Source organism: Bacillus sp. BP-3 (genome assembly GCF_028401955.1).
Taxonomy (GTDB): domain Bacteria; phylum Bacillota; class Bacilli; order Bacillales; family Bacillaceae_G; genus Bacillus_A.
Genome location: NZ_JAQOTJ010000021.1, coordinates 1 through 25,137 on the forward strand (window position 1 = coordinate 1; position 25,137 = coordinate 25,137).

The following is a 25,137-nucleotide window of genomic DNA, read 5'->3' on the forward strand; positions in this document are numbered from 1 at the left end:
TTCAAATATCAATATTAATACTTAGTATTCTCTTATGAAGGAAAGTACTTTCTAAGGTTCTGGTGCAAAAATCATTTAATAGAGACATAGAGCCTACACAGTCTGTTTAATTACAAATTATGATGTAATTCCAAACAACTTATGTATGAACTTCACCTCGTTTTGTACAGACTTCACCTGCCGGTGAAGTTGTCTTTTTTTCATCATATGCATAGCTTCAACACCACTCAATATAGAGATTGCTATTTTAAATGATTTGAACCCCAACATAGAACGAACACGTTTCTTAATAAAACGATGATCTTGTTCTACAATGTTATTTAGATATTTTATCTGTCTTATTTGGATGCCTACAGGCATCTTTTTCTCTTTTTTTAACTCAGCAATGGCCATAGGATAGGCTGGGTTCTTGTCTACTGTGATCACACGGGGCTTTGAAATATGAAAAGACCGCAAAGCCTTTTTAAAAAAGCGCTTTGCAGCCTTGTGGTCTCTAGTTTTACTTAAGTGAAAATCAATCGTATTACCTTCTGAATCAACGGCATGATATAAATACATCCATTGCCCTTTTACTTTAATATATGTTTCATCGACTCTCCATGAGTCATTTGTTGATTTCAGATGATGTCGTACTTTCTCTTCTAATTGAGGTCCATATTGATGAACCCATCGCATAATCGTTGTGTGAGCAATGAATAATCCTCTTTCCTCCATCATTTCCACCAAATCACGAAAACTTAGGCTGTACCGTTAATAAGATAATATCAGGTTGATAGTGCTTCCATTTGAACAAATTTTCCTTTTTCATACTGATCACACACCTTTTTTAGAATAATAGTATCAGTATGTCCAATTTTAGGAGATTACTTGCAAGCGGCTTCGTTTTTTTGCACCAGAACCACCCCAATTAAGCTAATTCCCCCATTTCGGGGATTTGGGAAAAAACACCCAAGAACGACTTTAGTCGTGGACATTTATGTAAAAATCTACCTGCTTTAGCAGGTGATCTGTTAAGATAAAAATCAACAAAAAATATGTAAAATTATATATCGCGATATGTAATTTTACATACCTAAAAAATAAATGTAAAATAATTGAAAATATTTATTATATAAAGAAAGTTTTTATTTTTATTTAAATAATAAATCACACTAAATTAAATATATTTTAGAATTTTTTGTAGAGAAAATCAGGTGAATAAACGAATGATATCTATATTTTATGGATATCAGTTCGTCTAAATTAAGTTTATTTTGGGTTTAACATAAAAAAAATAAGAATGTATTTATAAAAACTTTAGGGGGACGAGGATGGGATTATTTTGCCTTGTAAGAATCAAAAATAAATAATATTTTTTTGAGATAATTCTTATGAATTGCATATAAAAAAACTTAATTATACAATTTTTAAATGTATTTTTTGCTGTTTACTTGTTATGAAAGTGGTGTTTTAATGGATTCAAAGATACTTATACTTTATTAAATCTTCATATCGATTAATAAGAGGAATACGATTTAGAAGTTTTAGAACAAAAAAACTAATAATCTTCTTATATATAAGTTGAATTAAACATTTTCTTACACCTCTCTCTTATCACCAAATTCCTTAAAATATATTGCCCTATAAAAGCAATTTGGATGATGAGTTTGCTACTGAATTTGAAAGGGTAAAAAATAAATTCAACTTATATACATTGATATGGATTTTAGATATTTAACATTAGAAAGAAGGGAAACGCTAAAACGAAAAGTTGATAAGGGTATGAAAGTAACACCTGCAACCTTAAAAGAAATGCCATATTTTGTAATTTCTATTTTGTAGAGAAATTACTAGAAACCTAGATTTTGTAAAGTTAGGAGAGAGAAAAATGAAAAAAGGTCAAAAACTCAAAAAATTATTAGTAGTTGCGCCACTTGCATGTATGTTAGGTACGGGGATTGTGACTTTACCAAGTACACCGGCTCATGCAGCATCATCTAGTTATGATCCGAATACGTATAGAGAGGGTACTACTTATACGAAAGAAAATATGGAAAGAGCTTTTCTTTCTAGAACACGTTATGGTATAGAGAATACTCCTGAATTACGTAAGAAATTTAAAATAGCGGACGATGAAGAAATACAGTGGACTGGTTTATCTTATTTAGCGCCATACCAATTATCTAAGCAAGTAACTGGATTTACAGTGGCAGCAAATGGAACTCATTTTGAGGTTACACCATATATAGATAGTTATGAAGATTTAGGCATTACGAATTTAATAACGATTAATAATGATGATGGGATTGAAAAACAAACAGCCGTTACACCGGAAGTAACAGAGAAATATGTAGAAACGAACACTTACACAAATCAAGAAGGATTTAAAATAGGGCTCGAGTCAGCGACTACATGGAAGGTGAGTATTCCATTTGATTTAGGTGAAGTTTCACAGTCCATCAAACTTAATACTGAATTTAATTATTCACATACTGATACAAACACTTCAAGTCATGAAAAAACAGTTACGTACAAGTCACAATCAGTGGTTGCTGCTCCTGGTGGAACAACAACTTATTACGGTACAACAAAAAAAGCAAAATTCTCTGGATCATTCCAAACTGATGCATATGTAACAGGTGGTTTAACACTGACTATGCCTATCGTGAAGAAGGGTAATCTTAATAAGGTAGTGCATACCGAAACAGTTACATTAACTTCAGAAGATATCTATAATATTTTCAAAAATAATGGAGTTGTTCCAGGAATACCACCATATTTAAAACTCGATGACGTGAATAAAAAGTTACTAATTAATAATGCAACCTTTAACTATAGCGGAGAAGGTGGTTATTATTCAGCTATTCAAGTTAAATTTACTCCAAAAGATAGAAGTCAAACACCACAAAAAATGTCATATAAAGAGTATAAAGAAAAAGTACAAGATGGAACTTTATCAAAATAAGAGACAGTAAAATTTCATAACATAGTACTTACCAAGGGAATGCTTGTAGACTGATCTATACTGCATTCCCTTATTCTATGTATGCTATATTTGGGGTACAGCCGAGATACGTGTAAAAGTCAAAGGAAAATGGTGTTACCTGTATCGTGCAATTGATAAAGAAGGGTACACATTGGATATTCAACTTCGTAAAAAACGGGATTATCAGGCTGCATATGCCTTTATGAAAAGATTAGTGAAAACATTTGGAGAACAACCAACGGTTCTAATAACAGATAAAGCACCAGCATTACTTTGTGCATTCAAAAAATTAAAGGAACAAGGCTTTTATAAACATACAACTCATTGTACAATCAAGTATTTGAATGATCTCATAGAACAGGACCATAAACATGTAGGGGTCCCGCCAATCAAATGACATAAAACCCACGTTAAGACATTTTTTTGGAAGTTAAATCTTTGATTTTCGTACGTTAAGGGTTTTCTAAGCTATAAAAAGACAATAAATAGCTTGGATTCCTTTGTAACAAAAATGCTCTTAAATGGTTTTGATACAAATCGCTTAGTAGGCCTCACCATATCAAAAAAAGAAAATTGTACGTTTAGACACAATTTGGATCCATTTTAAGGTGTTTGGTGTACGTTAAGTCTATTTTCCTAATTAAGTAATGTTCTATTTAATACTGGAAAGTTGATATTTAGAAAAATATAATTTATCCAACCTCTTTTTTGAATTTTCAACTTATTCAATGTTTTTATTTAGATAGTATGGTAATATGGAAATGTATTACTTTATTTGAAAATTATTGGAATAGAGGGATGGGAAATGAAAGATAAAATACAACTGGTAGAAAAAACTGATACAGATAATTTATTCAGTAATGGTTTACTCGGTTTTTATTTTTCAGGGGAGAATTTCAATGATCTTTTATTAATTACCCAAAAAAGAAATAGCAATTTATCTTTAAAGAAAAAGAATTTGTTCTCGCTATTTAATATTGAAGAGAAAAAAATTAAATCCGCTAGATGGTTAGGATATCTTAAACCAGAAAAAACAGATGAATATGTTTTTTCAACCCTGTTGAACGGTGAGGTTTTAATTCAAATTGATAATAATATTATCGTAACAGGAAAAACAGTCAAATTAGAAAAAGGAAAAATATATCAAGTTCGAATTGAATGTCAGGTTAGGGGAATAAATAACGATTTAGCAAGTCATCAATTATTTTGGTGCTATTCTAATAAGAAAGAAATCATTCCTCAAAAGTGCTTGTTACTTCCAAATTTTAAAGATACTCTATTCTACCCTGAAATGAGTTTATTTGGAGATGTAACGAAAGAAATGACTGATACTGATAATGATGGAATTCCAGATGAATGGGAAGAGAATGGTTATACTTTTGATGGTACAAATCTCATACAATGGGATTCTTCATATGAAGGTACGTATATAAAATATGTTTCCAATCCTAAAAAAGCGAGTACGGTTGGAGATCCTTATACAGATTTAGAAAAAGTGATGGGGAATATAGATCGTGCGGTTTCTCTAGAAGCAAGAAATCCATTAGTAGCAGCTTATCCAAAAGTTGGAGTAAGTATGGAGAAGTTACTTGTATCTGATAATATTGATTTCACGAACTCACAGCAAAATACGATTTCTTCTAGTAAGACTGAGTCAACTACACAGGGTATAGAAATTGGAGGCGGAGTAGAAGGAAAGAAACCTGCTGGACATATTTCGTTAGGTTTTTCAAATACCTCATCAACTACACACACATATGAGGAAAGTAACGGGACACAACTTCATATTAATACAGGACAAGCTGCCTATTTAAATGCAAATATACGATATTTTAATACTGGAACAGCTCCCATTTATCAAGTTCAACCAACAAATAATTTTATTATTGGTGATGATACCATCATAACAATAACAGCGCCTCCTAATAATATCGGAAATTCACTTATACCAGGAGCAACTTATCCAGCAGATGGACAAAATGCAATGGCGTTAACTGACATTGATTCGAATAAAGAATTTATGATTCACTATGATAGTTTGCAGAGACTTCAAGGTGGAGAACGAATGGATATTGAAACAATTCAAATAAGCGGAAATGTGGCTGATTCAGGTGATTCTTGGGTGGGATATTTTACACAGATTGAGGATTCCACAGCATGTTTAATCTTAGATACTGGAGATGAGGTTTTAGAAAGAAGGATAGCTGCCAGAAATTATAATGATAATCTTGACTTCACACCAGAAATTACTTTAGGAAATGCAATAGAGATTGCATTTTTGACTACAAATGAGGATGGACAGTTATCGTATAAAGGCACTCCGATTGGCGAAGAGCTTGTTCAACTTGTTTACGATCAATATACAGCAGATGATTTTATTACTCAGTTAGAACAAAACCCGGAAAAAGAGATGTACGATTTATTGCTAAAACAAGGAATGAAGATTTTGATAAAAGTACCTTGTATAACGGATGACTGTAATAGTTCTACTAATACTGTAATTACGTGGTCAGGTGCTGTTCATCAAGATGGCATGGGAATCGAAGGAAGTTGTTTTAAAGGAACCAATAATATGGGAACATTAGAATCCATGCTGGTGGACTGTGGAAAATATGTTCTTAGCATGTACGTAAAAGCGATTAATGAAAATGCGTCCGTGGAAATGGGGATACAGTGTTCAAAAAACACTAGAAAAAAAGTTAGTACCTTCGAATTAAGTACAGATTGGAAGAGAATTGAACTTGAGTTTCAAGTTTTGGATGATTTAACTTCAGTAGATCAAATATATTTAAATTCAAATAATGGGGATATTTATTTTGATGATGTCACAGTAACAAAGCTTAAAACATTAACGAGTGAGATAACTGAAAGAATGATACAAAAAGCACATACAGTGGATGTGACTCATTGGGAAATGAATGAAGATGCTTCGCAAATTCTTGGAGTTTATTTCAAACTTGATCCTGAATATATATGTGATTATGAAGTAGTTGTGAATGGAACAAGCTGGGGAACTGGCATAAGATCTGAAACATTAGAAGATGGTATACAAAAGGTAGACTTTACAACATATAATCATGGAACGGTGAATGCTAGTTCACGTATCCAGATAAATGCTATTTATAAAAATGATCCTAATGTAAAAGCGATAGTCGCTTTATGGTACGAGAAAGATAATATAGATATACAAAATTGGGAACGTAGAATATTGGAAGCTACTATAACATTTTATCAACCTGAAGATCCTGGAGATAATGTTGAACCATATGGTTCGATTGATTTTTATTCCCAGAGTGAAAACACCCTGATTGAAAATATCACCAAAATGACTATATGGAGCAAATCAAACGATGGAGAAATTGAAAATGGAGTAACTATAAAAAGAGAATTTTATACACCTAATACAGGTAAATACACTTTTTATGGGGACGTAAAAGAAGATGATAATACAGGTGACGATGAAATCCTAGCTGATCCTAATATACCAAAACATGTTGAAGAAGATACAGGGATAGTTCAATTAGATGGTGGAAATTCAAGCGAAGAGCATGTTGAAATTAGATATTCAATATCTTATCCTTAATCGGAGAAACTTCATAAAATTATACTATCATTAGAATAAAACCAGCAAATTCGCTGGTTTTATTCTAATGTATTTTCATATTCTTTCATTATTTTATAAAAAGTGTTTTTTCTTAGTTCGAGTAGTTCCATAAATTTAGCACCTGTAATATCTCTTTTTTTCCACTTTGGATAAGTTTCTTCTATTATAAATAGTTGCTTTGAACTTAATGTTGAAAGGTTAAATGGAGGACGCCCTAAATGCTTACCTTGAGATTTAGCTACGGCAATCCCTTCAGCTTGTCGCTTATGAATTTTTTTACGCTCTTGATCTGCAATATAAGAAAGTAAAGATAAAAATTGATCCTCCATTACTCTGCCCATATCCCCCATCTCACGAAACTTCCGGCTATCAAACAATGTTTCATTTTCTAAAACAACAATATCAGCTTGTAATTCTCTTGTTATATACTTCCATTCTGAAATTACCTCATCATAATTGCGGCCCATACGATCTAAGGCATCTATGTAAACAATATCACCTGTACTTAATATTTTTCGTAATAATTGATATTGAGGGCGATCAAAATGTCGTCCACTTGCTTTATCGACAAAAATGCGTCGAGCTTCCACTCCTCGTTCCATCATCTTATGTAACTGACGTTGTTCATTTTGATCTTTTGTACTTACACGTATATATCCATAAATATTTGCCACGTTTTGTATTCTCCTTACATTTGTTACCACAATTATACCATTTTGTTTATAAAGGTGTTCATTAAAAATAAACGTTTATAAAATAATTCGAATCACCTTTGTAAACTTGATGTTTCAACGTTTCATAGATAGGGCTCCTACGTTTGTAAAGGTATACTTTTACAGATATATAGAAACCTATGAAAAACCGCGTCCGCAAATGTTCATTTCTCACTTTACAGACATCTGTATATTATATATACCTTTATAGATATAAATGTTATAATTATCAATGAGGTGTAGCATATGAAACATAAAAAATTTGGTTATGTACGAGTTTCAAGTAGAGATCAAAACGAAGAACGACAAATTCAAAATATGAAGGATTTAGGGATAGAAGATCGGGATATTTTCATTGATAAAGAATCTGGAAAAAATATGGAGCGAGAGAGTTACCAAATGCTAAAGCGTCTTGTTCGTACAGGAGATACGATTGTGTTCGATTCCTTAACAAGGCTTGGGAGAAATATGAATGATACATTAGAAGAATTTAGATACTATGAAAAACATAAAGTAAATTTACAATTTATAAAAGAACCCTATATTAACGTCAATTACACTGGTGAAAGTACAAATGATGTCATTCAAAGCGCAATTCAAAAAGCAACTCTTACAATATTATCAGCCTTTGCAGAAAAAGAGCGCATTGATATTAAACAACGTCAAGCCGAGGGGATTGCTCTTGCCAGAAAACAAGGTAAGCATTTAGGGCGTCCACCTGTCGAGATAACAGAAGAATTTATTGAAGCTTATAAGGAATGGAAATCCGGTTCGATTACAGCCGTAGGGGCCATGAAAAAGTATGGCATCAAACGTTCTTCTTTTTATAAGCTTGCTAAACTATATAAGGAAAAAATAAATGAATAGTTTGTCTTATTAACGTTTTCTTAAAAAGAACTTGTAGTGATTGCTACAAGTTCTTTTTGTTAAACTCCATTTTGTTTGTTATTGACCATACGGTTCCCTTAATAGTCTCTCATTAACTTTATTTTCGAAAAATTCAATATTATTCAAATGAATTTATAAAGCTATATAAAATATTATCCAAATATTATATAATGTGGAAGTTATGTTTTTTATTTCAATTAATTTAATGAAGGGAGTAATACGATAGCAATGTTATTTAAGAACAGCATTTTTAAAAAGTTAGCTATTATTTTCTTTGTAATGGCACTAATTATTCCACCTTTAAACGGATATGCAGCTTCTACCAGTACGCAAAAAGAATCTCCTCAAAGTAAAGAGTTACAAAACAATAATAACCTTATTGGTAACGGAGACTTTGAAAGTGATCTAGAGAAACAGATATGGGAAAAAACTCTAAATGCAGGTGCACAACTCTTTAAAGATACAAAAGAAAAACCTCCTGAAGGATCTGGTGTATCTTCTATTCGAGTTGATGTATCCAAAGATGAATGGAGTTTGGGATCATCTACATTAGTAGAGTATAAACAAAAGGTTAAGGTATCCCCGAATCAAACGTACTCTATGAGTATTTGGAGCAAAACGACAGGTGAAAATATCTCTGGGAACATTGATTTAACGTTCTATAAAGATGAAAGTAATGTTATAAATGACGAACAAAACAAAAAAACATATCCAATTAAATCAAAAGAAAAATGGAATAAAAACGAAAATGTTTTTACCACTTCTCCAACAACAACATTTATAGAAGTTAAGATTCAAATTGGAAGGAATTTAGGAACATCCAAGGGGAGTATATGGTTTGACTCAGCTAATTTAAGAGTTATACAACCTAAGAACGTTGGACAAACAGCAAAATTTAATAATTGGAAAGTAGACACTAGCACCTCTGGAACTGTTGGAAAAACTTCCATTGATATGAAAACAGTTACTTTAGATGATAAGCAATCTTATAAAATAGAGGTTCCTAAAGGCTCATTGTCATATGACAAGTTTTTACCTAAATTAGTCCAAAGAATTCCTGTAGAACCTAATCAATCTTATAGCTTAGATACATTAATTAAAGGTTTAGGTAGTAATCTTAATTCTACTCTTGAAGTTTCTTTAAAAGACGAGCAAAATTATTCTATTTCAGATGATAATCCAAGATATGAAAAGCAAGTGCAGAATATATCAGATTGGAGAAAATACGGATTATTTTTCAAAACCTCTCCCACAACTAAATATGTAGAAATTGTATTAACACCAAGTTGGACTCTCTTCGGTGAAACAAGCGGGGATATATGGGTTGGTAGTGTACTTCTATCTAAAATAGATTATAACAATATAAATGCAAATAATGTATTAAACGATGGCGATTTCGAAGAAGAAAGTGCAGTTTCAAATTGGAAGTTTTTAAAATTCGATGAAAAAGGAAGTATATCTCAAAGTAAAAATGAAAAATCACCTGAAAGTAAAGGTGGAAATTCATTATTACTAAAATTAAGTAAAGGTGAGTGGCTTGGGAATGATATTAATGCATACCAAGAAATTTCTGTAGAACCACTAAAGACCTACAAATTTAGTGGTTGGACAAAAACAACTAATTCTAAAGGAATCAAACCACAGGTTGACTTACAATTTAAGGATAGTGATGGGAATAATGTAACCGATGCCTTGCAAAGAAAAACAATTGATTTTACTTCCCAAGATAAGTGGGAGAAAAAAGAATTTACTTTTAAAACATCATTATCCACAAAAAAAATACTTGTAAAGTTGTCAGCAACTCGTCTGCTTGCTACAACAGATTCATATGGTACCATTTTATTTGATTCTGTAAATTTGACTCCTGTTAATGGTTCTCAAATCAAGTATTCTGATATTAAATTAACCGGGACAAATTTAATATCCAATAATAGTTTCGAATCAAATATAACCGATAATTGGAAAAGCGAACCCTATAATGATTTAAGTACCTTATCTCAAGATAAAACAATTCATGCACCACAAGGTATGGGGAATGCATCTTTAAAAGTAGATGTTAAACCTAAGACCAATGATTATGGAAATGTGGTACTAAAACAGTCCGTTAAGGTGAAACCAAACCAAAGTTATGTTTTTGATAGCTGGATTAAGAGTGAAAACTTAAATAATGCAGTTGTAAAAATGAATGTTGTCTTACACGGAAATAATGCTCCTGTTTCGGAAAATTATATTTATAAAATTACCCATTTGCCCGAAAAGTCGAACACAGATTGGTTTAATAAAAGATTGATATTTAAAACCCCTGAACAAATCACAGAAGCTGAAATTATAATTCAAATCTCTTATCCAAATAATAAAGCAAACGGAAAGGTTTGGATCGATAATCTTAGTCTTATTGAAAATAATCAAGTGGGAGTCTGTGACTACTCACCATATGGGGGAATGGCACCTTTTTTCCCAGATAAATCTTGGGATCAGACTCAGGCTGAATTAGAGCGACTCCCTAAAGAATTAGAAAAGATAAATGCTGATTTAAAAGCTGGCTTGGATCAGGCAAATGCAGGCATAAATCAAATGAATGCAGGCATGAGTAAAATGAATCAAGCCATAAATGATATGAATGGCGCTATGGACCAAATAAATAGTTCTATAATTCAAGTGAATCTGGGCATAAAGCAAATCGATGAGGCTGTAAATGGTGCTAACGGGATAATTAACCAAACGTTATTAGGCTTTAATCAGATGAATGAAGCTGTACAACAAATGAATCAAGCGATGTCAGAAATGAATGACGCTCTAGATCAAATGATTATTGATTTGTCCAATCTCAATTTCGATTTTACATTTAACTTTTCGGATCTAAATATAGATATTCCAGAGATAAATATAAATATTCCAGAGATTCCAGAGATAACTATAAATATTCCAAAGATAGATATAGATACGAGTCATCTGGATGAGGCTAGAAGAATAATACATAACATGGATTTAAACTTTAAATTTAACGCATACAATTTCTCAGGATTTAAAATAAACGATATAGATTACAATTTCCCATCAGGGTATTATGATCCTGAATTAGACGAAAGAATGATGTCTTTCTTTGAATGGTATCCTGTCATAGGACAAGGAATGGCCTTATCAAGGCTAGTAAATAATCAAGGCTCAACATATGATGGTTTAGTGCTAGTATTAAGTGTAGTAGGTGGTGGAGAAGGTAAGTTTGTTGGTGAGCTTATTAGTAAGGGTGCAAAGACTTCTGTTAAGTTAACAAAGGGTGCTGTAAAAGAGGCTAAAGAGTTAGTTCAGGCGACAAAAAGAAAGGATAAGCAAAGAAGTATCTTTGAAAAATATACAGGTACTGCAGCAAAAGGTGAAGTCCACCATGGACTACCTGAGCAACATTCACAATGGTTTAAAGAACATGGTATAGATGTAAATGACCCTAAATATTATTATGATTTACCAGAAGGTTTACATCGACTTAAAGCCTTTAATGGTATCCATACAAATAAAAGTCCACTAGGTAAAAATTGGAACAGGATATGGAAAGAATGGATTGCAGAGAATGAAAATGCTACTGCAAAACAGATAGAAGATAAGTTAAACTCTATGGTAGAAGAAGCTGGAATGAAACCATATCAAGCCAAACCAAAAAAATGATGGGAAGTGAATAATTTGAAATTTTATATCATGAGAGAAACTTATGCTAATTTTGCAGAACCAATAGAAGGTGTTAACACATTTGCTAAAGAAAGTTGTGACACATGTGGTGGAATATTGAGGGTAAAACAACATCCATTAAGAATATATTTTCAAGGAAAAAGAATGGCAGATTTTTACACTACACCTTCATATAAATTTATCAGTGATAAAATGCAGAAGGCATTATTAGACAATAATATAACAGGATTTTCTCTTGAGCCCTTTATTTTAGAAGAGGAAGCAATACCATTTATGAAATTGCCTTTGGATCATGTAAAAACATTAAAAGAATTGGCTGTTCATGGTGATGGGGGATATATATGTCACAGTAATGGAGAGCAAATAAAAAAATGTCAGCATTGTGGAAAAATTTTAGAGAATACACGTACTATAGAAGGCTTAAGTGTAAATACAAAAGAATGGGATGGTTCAGACATGTTTTTCTTCAAAAACTGGCCTAGGGTCATTATTGTGACAGAAAAAGTGAAAGAAATTATTGAAAATCATAAATTTAAAAACGTTAGATTTATAGATCTCGCAGAATTTAGATTTGCTTAATCTCAACAACACCATTAATGAGGTATTTTTCAAGTAGAAGGTGACAAATGATGAAAAGAAAAACTTTAATGATATTAAGTATATTATCCATGAGTATACTTTTAGGTACTGGTTACTTAATTTATAGTACAGGTGTTGAAAAAAAGAAGAGTAATGAAGTATATGCTGAATCTAAGCAAAGCTCCTCAGAAAAACAAAAAGAAGAACATCTAAATTCAGAAAATAAGAAAGGCACTACTAGTAATTCAACTGAGGAATCTGTAGACACTCCTGTAGAACAACAAGCATATACATTAGAGGAAAAAGAAAACAGAAAAAAATCAATAGAAGATTCAAACGATGAGGCTGTAAAAAACTTTTTATATCAACTCTATACGCAAGACAAATTGCTTCCATTAGCTTTTTCGGAAGCGGCTATAGGGAAAAATATAAGTAAATTAAGTCAGCAAGAACTGCAGGAATTATCTCAAAAAATTTATACAACAATTACAAAGGGTAAACTTATTACAGATGGAAAAATAGAAAATATACAACGTCATGAAAATTATGATGTATATGCGGTGAAATTCAAATTAAAAACGGATAAGGGAAGTTCTGAAGAAGTATGGGAATTGAAAATTGATAAAAATGGAAAAATAATCAATGAAATTAATTGATCTTCAATGGAATTAAAATTTGTTTAATTGCTTCTAAAATTAATTCCCCCTCATTTACATAATGAGGGGGAATTTTATGTTATAAAACCAATAATTAAGAACTAATTGCTCCTTTTTTTAGATAACTTTAGACTCTAAGTTATGACACCCATTTGTATACAGATATTACAACACTTCAAAAACAGATTCAAAACTTTTAAGTTATGAGTATGGAATGTTTGCTATTTCAAAGTTACAACATAATACATACTACATAAACCAGCTAATGAAATAAAAAAATGTTTTCAAAGATTATTCGTTTATTCAACCTAAAATCCATATAAAAAAACATTAAAATGTCATATTATTAGTAATGGCGGGAATATATTACATTTCAAGTGTAATTTTGTATTTTTGTTAATTTAATAGAAGGAGTAACGAAATGGTAATACATAGGAAATGGGGATGGGTTAAAAAGTGCACCAGTATGTTCCTTGTAACGACATTAACCCTTCCAGCTTTAAATGGGTATGCAGAAATTAATGATACGTATGAACAAAAAGGTGGTGAAGTACATTATAACTGGAGTTACGGAGCACCTTCAGGTGTGAAAAATGACAATTTCACAGCTAAATTTGATCAATCAAGAACATTAAACGCAGGCGATTATTTTGTACAAGCACTAGCTGATGATCGTGTAAAAGTTTCTTTTGACGGAAAACAAGTGATTGATCGTTGGTATGACGTTGGTGGACAAATTGACCGCGCTATCGTGACCAATGTACAACAAGGGAATCATAAAATTCAAACTGACTTTTATGAAAATACTGGTCAGGCAGCTATCTTTTCGGATATTGTACCGTTCGATTCTTGGCTAGCTTATTATTATCCAAATACTAATTTAGATGGATATCCTGTTGATGCAAAAGTGATTGCACCACAAGGCGATGAGAAATCATTTGTAGAAAATAATGGAGAAGGATCACCGACTTCGAAAGTACCAACAAATAATTTTTCAGCTCGATATACGACAGTAAAACGGTTACCAGCAGGTGAATATATAATTCGCGGAAAAGCGGATGATGGTATGCGGGTATATATTGATGGAAAACCCGTCATAGATGAATGGAATACTGGAAAATGGGACAAAGAACATGCTAAAAAAATTACAATTCAAGATAATACAGCTGCTGGAGCTATTGGTAAAACTAATGAAAAGGATACCCACTTGATAGAAGTACAGTATTTAGAATTAGGTGGAGGAAGTAATGTTCAGTTCAATATCCAACCGTATAGCAAAGCTATACAATCTAACACTTGGATTGCGGAATACTATAACAATAAGGATCTAAAAGGTGATGCTATTGTTGTAGCAGATAAAAATTCTCAAAATAAGATTGAAAATATTGACTTTGATTGGCAAGGTGGATCTCCAAATACAAATATTCCAAATGATAACTTTTCAGCTCGTTATACAAAATACGATGAATTTTCTCAGGGAGATTACGTGTTTGAGGCGAAGACTGATGATGGAGTTCGCATATATGTAGATAATGTGAAGGTTATTGATTCTTGGATAGGAAGTGCAGGAGATACTCGTAAAGCTACTGTTCCTATGACTGCCGGTACCCATAAAGTAGTAATAGAATATTTAGAACTTAGTGGTAATGCGTTAATACAAACAAAGTACTATAAAAGTAAAGAGCAACCAAAAGAAGACCAAGGTCCCTCATATAAAGAGTTTGTAGTACAGACTCCTACTAAGTTATATGATGAGCCTTCTTTTCTTAAGAAAACGAATGATATTGTATATCCACGGACAGTCGTGGTAACAGAAGAGCGTTCAGATGGATGGAAAAAAATTAAAACCTCTACTTTTGAAAAATGGATAGCTCCTGAAGGTATAAAATACAACTTACAACGAAATGTAAAACAATATTTTACACCTTCCTTTGAAGAACAAGAAGATGGAACAGTTTCGCCACAAATGGTAACAGTGTTAGATGAACAATCAGACGGATGGAAGAAAATTTTAACAAGTAAGGGGACACGATGGATAGCTCCTGAAGGAGTAAACTATGAAATTAAAAATAAGCAAATACTTTATTCTTCTCCTAATTTGAATAAAAAAACTCAAGAAATTCTTAATCCACAAATTGTAAAAGCTATAGAATTCCAACAAGATGGTTGGCTTAAAATTAAAATCAATAAAGGAGAATATTGGATAGCTCCTAAAGATATTACGTATGACTTAAAACAAAATGTAGCTTTGTATAAAGAAGCATCATTTCTTTCTGATAAAGAAGAATATGGATTAATGCCACAAAAAGTTATTTTAATAGATGAAAAACCTGAAGGGTGGAAGTTAATTAAAACGCCATATGGGAATAGATGGATAGCTCCTGAAGGTATTTCTTATGAAGTGAAAAAAGAAGTTTATTTATTCAAAACCTATTTTTTAACTGATCCTCAGGGTGCAATATCCTCCGGTACAGCATCTATTATTGGTGAACAACCTGGTGGATGGTATCAAATTAAAAGTGAAAAGGGCGTTCATTGGATAGCTCCAAATGGTGTGAAATATAAACTAACAAAAGATATTGAATATAAAGAATCTAATGATATTCTTAAGCCTCCAATTGGGAAGCTTCCAATGGGCACAATTGTTACTGTTGTTAATGACATTGATAAAATTTTGCTTAACGGTAGATATGTATATGGATTTTTAACCTTCTTTTCAATGGAACCTGTTGAGCCGACAAATACAAAATATGATCAACAACCAAGTATATATGCTACATTGGGACAAATTGATAATATTGTTAACAAAGGTCACGATGATGAAATTACTGAACAAATATTTAAAAACTTAAATAATATAAAAATACCAGATATAAAAATAGATATACCAGATATAAAAATAGATATACCAGATATAAAAATGGATATAAAAGATATACCGGATATAAAAATAGATATGGATTGGCCAAAACTTGACAAGATGATCAAAGATTTGGAACAAATGAATAAAGAATTGAAACAGAGTAATGCAGAGTTAGAAAAAGGTATAGAGAAGGCAACGTCCCAAATAACTGAGGGCATACAGAAAATGAATGACGCATTAAATGGGGAAAATGGGATAATTGTTACACTGGATGGAATGAATAAAGCAATTGCTCAAGCCAATGAAGGCATGCAAATAATGAATGATGCATTAAATGGTCCAAATGGAATGATAGTTGGAATAAATCAAGCACTTGCTAAATCAAACGAAGGCATGCAAGAAATGTTAGATGCACTCAATCGAACGAACCAAAGCATGGACCAAACTCTTAATAGTGTCGATAGAATGGTTAAACAAATCAATGGCAGACTGGATGCGCCTAACAACACAACAACATCATCGGATTTAAAGACAATTCATTTTGATTTTGATTTTTCAGAAGTTTTCCCAACGATTTCACCTGAAGAAAAGTTACGTCAACAACAACGTGATGAAGCTATGTATAACTTGCTAAGTGGTGCACCATTCTCGGGGAATTTTATAGCCCTTGGTGAATTAATATCAGGTAAGAATTTAGCTACTCAGGAAGATCTTCGATCTTCAGATTATGCTCTAAACATGTTAGCTTTTATTGGTGGCGGAGAAGTTAAAGTTGGAGGAGCATTTTTAGGATCGATAATCAAAGTAACGAAGCGTCAAAAATTTACTAGTACAAAAATAAATTTATCATGGTTAGAGAAACTTGGTTATAGATATAATGCACATGAAGTAACTGGAACAGTTAAAGTATCTGGACAAACAAAAGATATCAGTAGAAGAGTCTATCAACTGAGAGACATAGATTGGAGTTATGTAGCCCCTCCAAGTGTAAATAAAGCTGGGAAATCAAATTTAGAAATTGCACTTGATGGAGGTTCTCCGTTTACTAAGGATAACCATAAGATAGAACTACATCATTTAACACAAAACGAACCAGGAGCAATGGTTGAAATTCCTGCTAATAAACATGATGAATATACTAAAACGTTACACGGTTTGATTGAAGATGGGGAAAGTTTTAGAAACGACAAAGAATTAGTTAAACAGTATAATAATTTCAGGGGTAACTATTGGAAAATGCGCGCTCAAGAACATCAAGGAGGAAAGTAAATAATGAAAGAAGAAATTTCAAAAATTATTGATATGTATCAAAAAGAAGGTGATTTTTTAGGTGGAGTAAGCGATAGAGATATTCATAATGCTGAACAAGAATTAAACGTAACCTTCCCCAAAAGCTATCATTGGTTCTTAAAGACATATGGTAGTGGAGGGCTTGTAGGTATGGAGATTTACGGATGTGAAGCTACACCTGAAGAGTCATCAGTTGTATATCACAATAATATATATAGAGAGAAATATAGCTTACCTTCAAAATATATTATGTTAAATGACGTTGATGGCACAGTAACATGTCTAGATATAGGTCAAATGAATAAAGATGAATGCCCTATAATTTTATGGAGTCGCTTTACTAAAGAGTGTTATAATATTACATATGAGAATTTTTATAGTTATTTATTAGAGTGTTTACAAGAATCTGTAGATAATTTTTATGAAGAAGATTAATTAATTTTTTTGATTTAAAAAGTATAGTTAATTTTGTAGACGAGATGGTGCTCAAAGTATAGCTTTTTAATAAAGTCCGATAATTTATAAAAAAGATTGCTGAAAAAAATGAGGGACAAAACCAACCGTTTATCACATCAAAAAAGAACTTGAGAAAGGAATCTATCTTCTTTTCTTGAGTTCTTTTTCTATCTATATGGGGTTCGACCGAGATACGTGTAAAAACAGGCTATATACTTACTTTTATTTCCAATCACGACCTATTGGGGGACTGACGGCCAAATGCTGATTTTATACGCTAAGACAATTTCCAAAAGTGAAATATCATATCTGCTATTGTTAAAAACAACTAGCTCCTCAAAAGAGGGGCTAGTTGACGTAAAATTCGAAAGCGGAAGTCAATAAATCTATCATATATCTTCAGCGATTTATTGCTGAAGATATAACTGTTTTGATAATGGAATACCCTTATTAAAAAATTCTGAGTAATCGTTTAGATAATAATCTGCTACATCACTTTGACCTTGAAACATGCATGTTATGATCCCTAATTCTTTTGCAGGTAGCAAATCTAATTCTCTATCTCCAATAGCTAGATCAATTTTGTGTTTTTGATGCAAGTAAGTATATGCTGATGGGTTGGGTTTGCGAGGAAAACCATTATCAATCGTAACCATATCTACAAAGTATTTGTCCCATCCATAATATTTTAAAATTGCTAAAACTCCATCTCTGTGTTTATGTGTCATGATTACATTCTTATCTGCAAATTTCAAAATTTCTTCCACGCCATCAAATGGTTTCATGTCTTTTGGAGACAATTCCTTTTTTAAGCTTTTAATTTTCTCTTTCTGGTCACTGGAAATATTATAGTAGTCTAGTGCATGTGAGTATGAAATTTTTAATTTTTTATAAATCTCCTGTTTATCTATCTTTTCTCCAAGTACTAGAGAGAGTATTTTGGTATAGGCAGGATATGTATTAAAAAGTGTTCCGTCAAAGTCCCATAAAATATTCAATTAAATCACCCTTTCTATTCCATTTTATCACAAGAATGTGGTAGCCATGCTCTTGTTTTCTTTGTATATTCCATACATTGTTAGTTAACATAACGTCTCATTATCGGTAGCAAGACAAAGAGGCGGCCCCTAACTCTCACAAGGAATCCGCCTTTGTCTTTTTCTATGATTAAATGCATCTTTTTATACATTCTTGTCCTGGCGCGGTTCTAGAGTTCTCGTTTGTTACTGGATTAATCAAAAAATTGTATAAAATCTTGCATGCTCTTAGCGTGGGATTTTTCCGAAATGCTGGCGGTACCTCTTATAGAGATAAATTTTGGAACCACCATTGTAGCAATTGTTCTACTTTGATACATTAAAGATTAACTAATAGTTATAACTAAATCGGATGGAAGAGGAACGGGTATGAAAACCAAAATAGTACAGGCACTTGAATCACAACGATGTTTGCAAATGAAATACAATGGGAAAGAGAGACAAGTAGAAGTCGTAGCAGTATATCGTTATGGTAACGGAGGATCATTGTATTTTGTTGCTTATTGTCATTATCGAAAAGAATGGAGGTTTTTTAAGAATTCTAAAATTGATACATGTAAAATTTCTAACGAATCTTCTACAAAGACCTTACCATCATTAAAACAACTAAAATGGGGTTCAAATGGTGACTTATTTGAAAAAGTTAAATTTGTGAGTATCTCCCCACTTATACGAGATTATAAATCAAGCTCGTATATAATGTTTCAGCCGAATACCCCGTCTGTATTGAACGCAGATAGTCAGACAGGAAAAGAATATCCTAAACCCGTACAATACAAAAAGTTAAGAAACACTGGTATTTGTAGAAGCCCCCTTGAGGAACAGGTATATGAAGAACTAAATCAGAATCCACGTGTACAAGCTTTTTGGATAGAAAATATTCATATCCCTTATACATATCAAAATAAAGCTCATACTTATCTCCCTGATATTGAGGTTCATTATAAGGATGGTACAAAAGAAATTATCGAAGTTAAACTATCAGCAGACGTGTCCTTATCAAAAAACCAGGCGAAGTTTCAAGCAGCAAAATTGTATGCAAAAGAACGTGGTTATCATTTTATTGTAAGAGGCTATAAGAATTATATTTCTTCTGATATAAAGCAAGAGTTTTTGAAGTATCAACCATCCAATAAAGAAGAATTTAATAAGCGTACAAATGTTTTACACTCCACCTCGACTAGTTCTCCTTACCAAGAATCATCTGGTTCGAACCGTTATATGTCTGATTCTAGGACAACTAATAATCGAACATCAGAAGAGAAAGATAACTTTTTCTCGCAATATTGGTTTATCATTTTAATTGTAGGGATTATTATCATTAGTATATTCAATGAAAAATAAGCTAGTTTGATTGCTTATTTTTCATTGAACAGGAATAGGGGTACGGCAACGATTTAAGAAATAATTCGCCACATCTGAAAATTTTCCCATTTTTGGCGGTTAACTTTTATAAAAGCTTCCTAATTTATATTTTACCTTGTAGTTTTCTATATAAAGCTGAAGAAGAATCCATTTTGGATTCTTCTTTTCATATGTTCCAAAAGGTACATCTTTATCTTCTTTTAATAGTATATTTCTTTACTTTCATCAATTGCATGTTAAGCTCATTTTTTGGAACCTTCAGTATAATAAACTAGGATATTCGTTTCCCTATCCTCTTTTTCAATCATATTTCCCTTGTTCCATTGAGCTTCAATATAATCAGTCCAATCATTATAATTTTCACGGATATTTTGATTTTGATATGTATGATGCTCGTCATTTAAATGTTGCTGATAATTTTCATCATCATGTAGTTCAGATTGCTCCTCCATAAATTCTTTATATGCTTGTATAGCGCATAGATCTTCTCCATTACTATTTCTTGTAAAGATACAATTCTAAAGTCAAGTTAGGATAATAACATATATTCTGAAAAAAAACTCAATATATTGAACTATAAACTTATTTTTTGTTTTCACATATATTTTACATCTATAATATAGCTGATATTTATGTATCGTACCTTGTTATCATTATTAATAATTCTTAATTCATTTCTAAGTGTATCATAATAGTGGATATAACCCGTTTCCAAATGGATTCTGTTCTGTTTATGATATGAAATCCCTACTTCAAGATTTTCAGACATCGCCTCACATACAGCGTCATTTATAGCTTCTAATTGCTGTTCATCTAAAATTGGCATTGGAACATGACTTTGTCTTTCATACAATTCACTTAACCCTTCAAATTGCTCCTTTATTGCCGAAAATGGCGCCCATCTCATCATACCTCTATCCATCATGACTGTATTCCTCCTTATGCCTTGTGACCACCAATTTTATTGTTCCTATCACGCTGTGTAGCCCCTTGAATGTAACTTATACCTCTCATAATCGAACTTTTACCATACTTATGACGGATACCATCCATTGTTTTTGCTAATTTCCTTTGAACATCTTTTTTGGAAGTATCCTCAAATAAAGACATTTGAATTGCATCGTCCCTAGTCAAATTCTTTAAAGTTATATGTATTTGGCGCACAGGATGTCCAGAATGAAATTTTTTTAAGAGTTGTAAGCATGCTTCGTAAACCTCTTCAGTTAAACAGGTCGGTTGTTCAAGGGTAATTGCTCGCTTAAATCCTCCGCCAATATATTTACTGTAGCCTATTCCAAGCTCAACCGTTCTACAACATTTATCAATAGATCGTAATCTAAAACAAGTTTCCTCAATCTGTTCTAAAATAAGTAATTTTAATTTATTTAGACTAAAACAGTCTTCTAATAATATTTGTCCTTTTGTTATTGAGGTACTTTTAGGAATGTATTTATTAGAAATCCGGCTTTCATCGATGCCGTATGAAAAACGATGTAGCTCTTCACCTTTTACTTTGCCAAATCGCTGTATTAAATGTTCTTTTGGTGTTTTTGCGACATCATTTAAGGAAAATAAACCCATTGTGTGTAGAGCTTCTTGAGTAGCTGATCCGATTCCCCATACTTTTTGAAGAGGCTTGATATTCCATAATTTCTTCGAGACGTCTTCGTATGACCACATAGCAATCCTGGATTTTGAATGTTTACTTTCTACATCTAATGCAACTTTTGCAAGGAATAGGTTGGGCGCAATTCCAATGGATGCAGTTATACCAGTTGTATCATATATCTCCTTTTGAATCCTTTTAGCAATTATAATTGGATCTCGCCCAAAAAGATGTGCTGTTTGTTGCATATCTAGAAAGCATTCATCTATGGAATAAACGTGTAGATCTTCTAATGCTACATACTTCGTATAAATTTCTGTGATTTGATTTGAAATCTCAACAAATCTTCTCATTGTTGCATTTACAATAATGGTGTTTGGATCTTTTGGTATTTCGTATAATCTGGTTGCTGTAGAAATCCCTAATTTTTTTAATTCAGGCGTGGCTGCTAATACAATAGATCCATTTCTGTCCGTATCCCCAACAACTGCTAATTTCACTTTTAGTGGATCTAGACCTCGCATCACACAAGCACAACTGGCAAAAAATGCACAAAGGTCTATACAAAATATCATCCGATTCATACATTTTGAGTAATCGAACATCATTTTACCCTCCGAAACAGAACGTTTGTTCTTATTATAAACCTATTATTTTAGATTATACAATCATTTTTTAAATTAAAAATTTGGTACGTGAAATTATATAGACCGTAATTAAGAGAGAAGAGAGACATCGCACCCTTAAGTCCTATCTTTCTCTTTGCATGTTAAAATAGTAAGAGGGTCGACTTTTTAAAGCTACATATTGGAGGGGGATAGTATGAACTATATTGCTCACATCCGCGAAAATGACAAGCAGTTACAAACTGTCGAAGAGCATTTATTAGGGGTAAAAGAATTAGCTGAAACCTATGGAGAAAAAATCGGTATAAAACATTTAGCTGGTTTAGCAGGCATGCTCCATGATTTAGGTAAATATACCAATGAATTTAGAGAATATATATTAGAAGCAGTAAATAACCCTGATTCCCCACCTAAAAGAGGAAGCGTCGATCATTCAACTGCAGGTGGAAAACTTTTATATCAATTCTTCCATACAGAAAATATTATTCCTTACAAAGGGATAATATCTGAAATCGTAGGAAATGCCATTATTTCTCACCATGGATACCTTCAAGATTTTTTAAATCCCGATTTAGAATCAACTTATTTAAACAGAGTGCGAGATAAAAAATTGAGTGAATTTGATATGTCAAAACTATTCTTTTTTAAACATGTCATGAACAAAACAGATTTTCATGATTATGTTGACAAAGCCACTGTAGAACTAGAAAACTTTTTAGCTAAAGAATCCCCAGAAAATAATGAGAAACAATTAATGTTTTTAACTAAATGTATCTTTAGTGTATTAATTGATGCCGATCGAACAAACACAAGATTATTTGAAGAAAAAAAGACCGTCGAATCAGTAATAAATCATGAAGAGTTATTCGATGTATATTACGAAAGACTCATGATAAAAATCACTTCATTTAAAAAACAGCAAAATGCCAATACACCTATTAACCTCTTAAGAAAAGAGATGTCAGATCAGTGTGATCAATTTGCTGAGAAACCATCAGGAATATATACGTTATCCATTCCAACTGGTGGCGGTAAAACATTAGCAAGTTTAAGATATGCACTAAAACACGCCAAACTCCATAACAAAAAACGAATTATTTATGTTGTCCCTTATACAACAATTATTGAGCAAAATGCAGATGAAGTTCGAAAAATATTAAAGGATGAGGCAAATATTTTAGAGCATCATTCTAACGTTATAGAAGATGCGAATGATAATGATGAAAATCAAGAGGGCATTATGAGTGTTCAGCAAAAATTAAAGCTGGCAAAAGATAATTGGGATTCTCCAATCATTTTTACAACGATGGTTCAGTTTTTAAATGTGTTTTATGCAAAAGGAAGCAGGAATATTAGAAGGCTTCATAATTTAAGTGAGGCGGTTATTATTTTTGATGAAGTTCAGAAGGTTCCTATTTCATGCGTAGCACTATTTAATCAGGCATTGAACTTTTTAAAAACAAATGGGCATTCCAGTATTATTCTCTGTACTGCTACTCAACCCGCTTTGGACTTTGTGGAACAGAAACTAGATATAAATACAGATGCTGAAATGATTGATAACCTCGATTATGTAATTGAAGCATTTAAACGGGTAGAGATCATTGATAAAGCAACTAATGAAACTTTTAATAATGATAAACTCACAGAATTTATAAATACAAAGATTGAGGAAGTTCAAAGTGTCTTAGTTATTTTAAATACAAAATCAGTAGTGAGGGATTTATATACACGATTACAAAGCCAAGAATCAGATATTCCTATTTACCATTTAAGTACTTCTATGTGTGCCACCCATAGAAATGAAATTTTAGAAGAAATTAGGCAGCAACTTAAAGATGACAAAAAAATCATTTGTATCAGCACCCAATTGATTGAAGCTGGAGTAGATATTAGCTTTGAGTGTGTAATTCGGTCCTTGGCTGGGTTAGATTCCATTGCACAAGCTGCAGGCCGATGCAATCGCCATGGGGAAAAGGGGATACAAAATGTCTATGTAATTGATCATGTAGAGGAAAATTTAAGCCGTTTAAAAGAGATTAAAATTGGCAAAGAAGTTGCAAAAAAAGTTCTAGTGGATTTGAAGCGCAACAGCAGAGACCACGGAGGTCATATTTTATCGAGGCAAGCAATGGATAAGTATTTCAAAGAGTATTATACAAAATTTGAATCTAATTTGAATTATTTTATTCCGAAGCTCAAAAAGGACATGATGGAGCTATTAGCTGTACCGAGAAAAGAAAATAGCTATCGCCGGGCATATTTTCATAAATACGATAAAAAGAAAGACGTTCCGTTATTTATTATAAATAGCTACAGGACGGCAGCCGAACATTTCCACGTCATTGATGATCTAGCAACTTCAGTCATTGTCCCATATGGAGAAGGCAAGGATATCATTGCTGAATTAAATAGTAGCAGTTCGATTGAGGAGCTTAGCCGATTATTACGAAAGGCACAGCAGTATACAGTTAACTTATTCAACTATGAAAAAGAACAATTGATTAAAAACGATGGACTTGTATACTATCTTGATGGAAAAATTTTAGCCCTGAAGGAAGGGGCTTATAATGATGAATATGGTTTGGATGTTCATAATGAGAGCGATTTTAAGTCAGCGATATTTTAAAAAACCTATCTTTGTTTGAGATAGGTTTTTTAATCATATAGTATACCTTTCAATCCACACATATAATAGTGACAATTTATTATAACACATTCACAAAAAATTCATAAATTTCGTATAATATATAATTAAAATTGTTGATATCATTACAGGGAAAAGATATCATTTAATTATTAGAA

General features: G+C 32.2%; 15 protein-coding genes and 2 pseudogenes. 11 read left to right on the top strand and 6 right to left on the bottom strand.

Features of this window, described 5'->3' with window-relative positions; genetic code table 11:
• Positions 1-117: 117 nt before the first annotated feature.
• Positions 118-808 (bottom strand): annotated as a pseudogene (locus tag PLX19_RS22395) (IS6 family transposase).
• A 1,059-nt stretch (positions 809-1,867) separates the two neighbouring features.
• On the opposite strand from PLX19_RS22395, the gene PLX19_RS22400 reads away from it, so the two are divergent.
• The 3 genes and pseudogenes from PLX19_RS22400 (at position 1,868) to PLX19_RS22410 (ending at position 6,548) form a co-directional block, all read left to right on the top strand.
• Positions 1,868-2,944 (top strand): ETX/MTX2 family pore-forming toxin, encoded by a 1,077-nt coding sequence (locus PLX19_RS22400; RefSeq protein WP_272191063.1) that lies wholly within the window; start codon positions 1,868-1,870, stop codon positions 2,942-2,944.
• An 85-nt stretch (positions 2,945-3,029) separates the two neighbouring features.
• Positions 3,030-3,341, top strand: a pseudogene (locus PLX19_RS22405) (DDE-type integrase/transposase/recombinase); the annotation flags it as partial.
• A 429-nt stretch (positions 3,342-3,770) separates the two neighbouring features.
• The gene (locus PLX19_RS22410; RefSeq protein ID WP_272191064.1) at positions 3,771-6,548 is read left to right on the top strand and encodes a binary toxin-like calcium binding domain-containing protein; all 2,778 of its coding nucleotides are present in this window, start codon (positions 3,771-3,773) and stop codon (positions 6,546-6,548) included.
• Positions 6,549-6,607: 59 nt separating this feature from the next.
• Here the strand turns inward: PLX19_RS22410 and PLX19_RS22415 are convergent, their stop codons facing one another.
• Positions 6,608-7,273, bottom strand: a complete 666-nt coding sequence (locus tag PLX19_RS22415) for a recombinase family protein (RefSeq protein ID WP_272191065.1) — start codon at positions 7,271-7,273, stop codon at positions 6,608-6,610.
• Between the two features lie 255 nt (positions 7,274-7,528).
• Here PLX19_RS22415 and PLX19_RS22420 point away from each other — a divergent pair, with 255 nt between their 5' ends.
• The 6 genes from PLX19_RS22420 to PLX19_RS22445 all read left to right on the top strand — a co-directional run bounded on the left by PLX19_RS22420 (position 7,529) and on the right by PLX19_RS22445 (position 17,677).
• On the top strand, positions 7,529-8,149 hold the full coding sequence (locus PLX19_RS22420) for a recombinase family protein (protein ID WP_272191066.1): 621 nt from the start codon (positions 7,529-7,531) through the stop codon (positions 8,147-8,149).
• Positions 8,150-8,398: 249 nt separating this feature from the next.
• Complete coding sequence (locus PLX19_RS22425; protein WP_272191067.1) at positions 8,399-11,833, top strand: carbohydrate binding domain-containing protein; 3,435 nt, start codon at positions 8,399-8,401, stop codon at positions 11,831-11,833.
• 30 nt (positions 11,834-11,863) lie between these two features.
• On the top strand, positions 11,864-12,433 hold the full coding sequence (locus PLX19_RS22430) for a hypothetical protein (RefSeq protein ID WP_272191068.1): 570 nt from the start codon (positions 11,864-11,866) through the stop codon (positions 12,431-12,433).
• Between the two features lie 50 nt (positions 12,434-12,483).
• Positions 12,484-13,089 carry a hypothetical protein gene (locus PLX19_RS22435; protein WP_272191069.1) on the top strand — a complete coding sequence of 202 codons (606 nt, stop codon included), beginning with the start codon at positions 12,484-12,486 and terminating at the stop codon, positions 13,087-13,089.
• A 421-nt stretch (positions 13,090-13,510) separates the two neighbouring features.
• A complete protein-coding gene (locus PLX19_RS22440; protein WP_272191070.1) occupies positions 13,511-17,221 on the top strand; it encodes a PA14 domain-containing protein in 3,711 nt (1,236 codons plus the stop codon).
• Between the two features lie 3 nt (positions 17,222-17,224).
• Positions 17,225-17,677, top strand: a complete 453-nt coding sequence (locus PLX19_RS22445) for an SMI1/KNR4 family protein (RefSeq protein WP_272191071.1) — start codon at positions 17,225-17,227, stop codon at positions 17,675-17,677.
• Positions 17,678-18,105: 428 nt separating this feature from the next.
• Here the strand turns inward: PLX19_RS22445 and PLX19_RS22450 are convergent, their stop codons facing one another.
• Entirely contained in the window at positions 18,106-18,696 is a 591-nt protein-coding gene (locus PLX19_RS22450; RefSeq protein ID WP_272191072.1) for an HAD-IA family hydrolase, read from the bottom strand.
• Positions 18,697-19,104: 408 nt separating this feature from the next.
• Between PLX19_RS22450 and PLX19_RS22455 the strand changes: the two genes are divergently transcribed.
• Positions 19,105-20,079, top strand: a complete 975-nt coding sequence (locus PLX19_RS22455) for a TnsA endonuclease N-terminal domain-containing protein (protein WP_272191073.1) — start codon at positions 19,105-19,107, stop codon at positions 20,077-20,079.
• 263 nt (positions 20,080-20,342) lie between these two features.
• On the opposite strand, the gene PLX19_RS22460 is transcribed toward PLX19_RS22455, so the two are convergent.
• The 3 genes from PLX19_RS22460 to PLX19_RS22470 all read right to left on the bottom strand — a co-directional run bounded on the left by PLX19_RS22460 (position 20,343) and on the right by PLX19_RS22470 (position 22,314).
• Positions 20,343-20,552 (bottom strand): hypothetical protein, encoded by a 210-nt coding sequence (locus tag PLX19_RS22460; RefSeq protein ID WP_272191074.1) that lies wholly within the window; start codon positions 20,550-20,552, stop codon positions 20,343-20,345.
• Between the two features lie 143 nt (positions 20,553-20,695).
• Entirely contained in the window at positions 20,696-21,025 is a 330-nt protein-coding gene (locus tag PLX19_RS22465; RefSeq protein ID WP_272191075.1) for a YolD-like family protein, read from the bottom strand.
• 14 nt (positions 21,026-21,039) lie between these two features.
• Positions 21,040-22,314, bottom strand: a complete 1,275-nt coding sequence (locus PLX19_RS22470) for a Y-family DNA polymerase (protein WP_272191076.1) — start codon at positions 22,312-22,314, stop codon at positions 21,040-21,042.
• A 214-nt stretch (positions 22,315-22,528) separates the two neighbouring features.
• Between PLX19_RS22470 and cas3 the strand changes: the two genes are divergently transcribed.
• Complete coding sequence (gene cas3 / locus PLX19_RS22475) at positions 22,529-24,961, top strand: CRISPR-associated helicase Cas3' (protein WP_272191077.1); 2,433 nt, start codon at positions 22,529-22,531, stop codon at positions 24,959-24,961.
• The last annotated feature ends 176 nt before the right edge of the window (positions 24,962-25,137 follow it).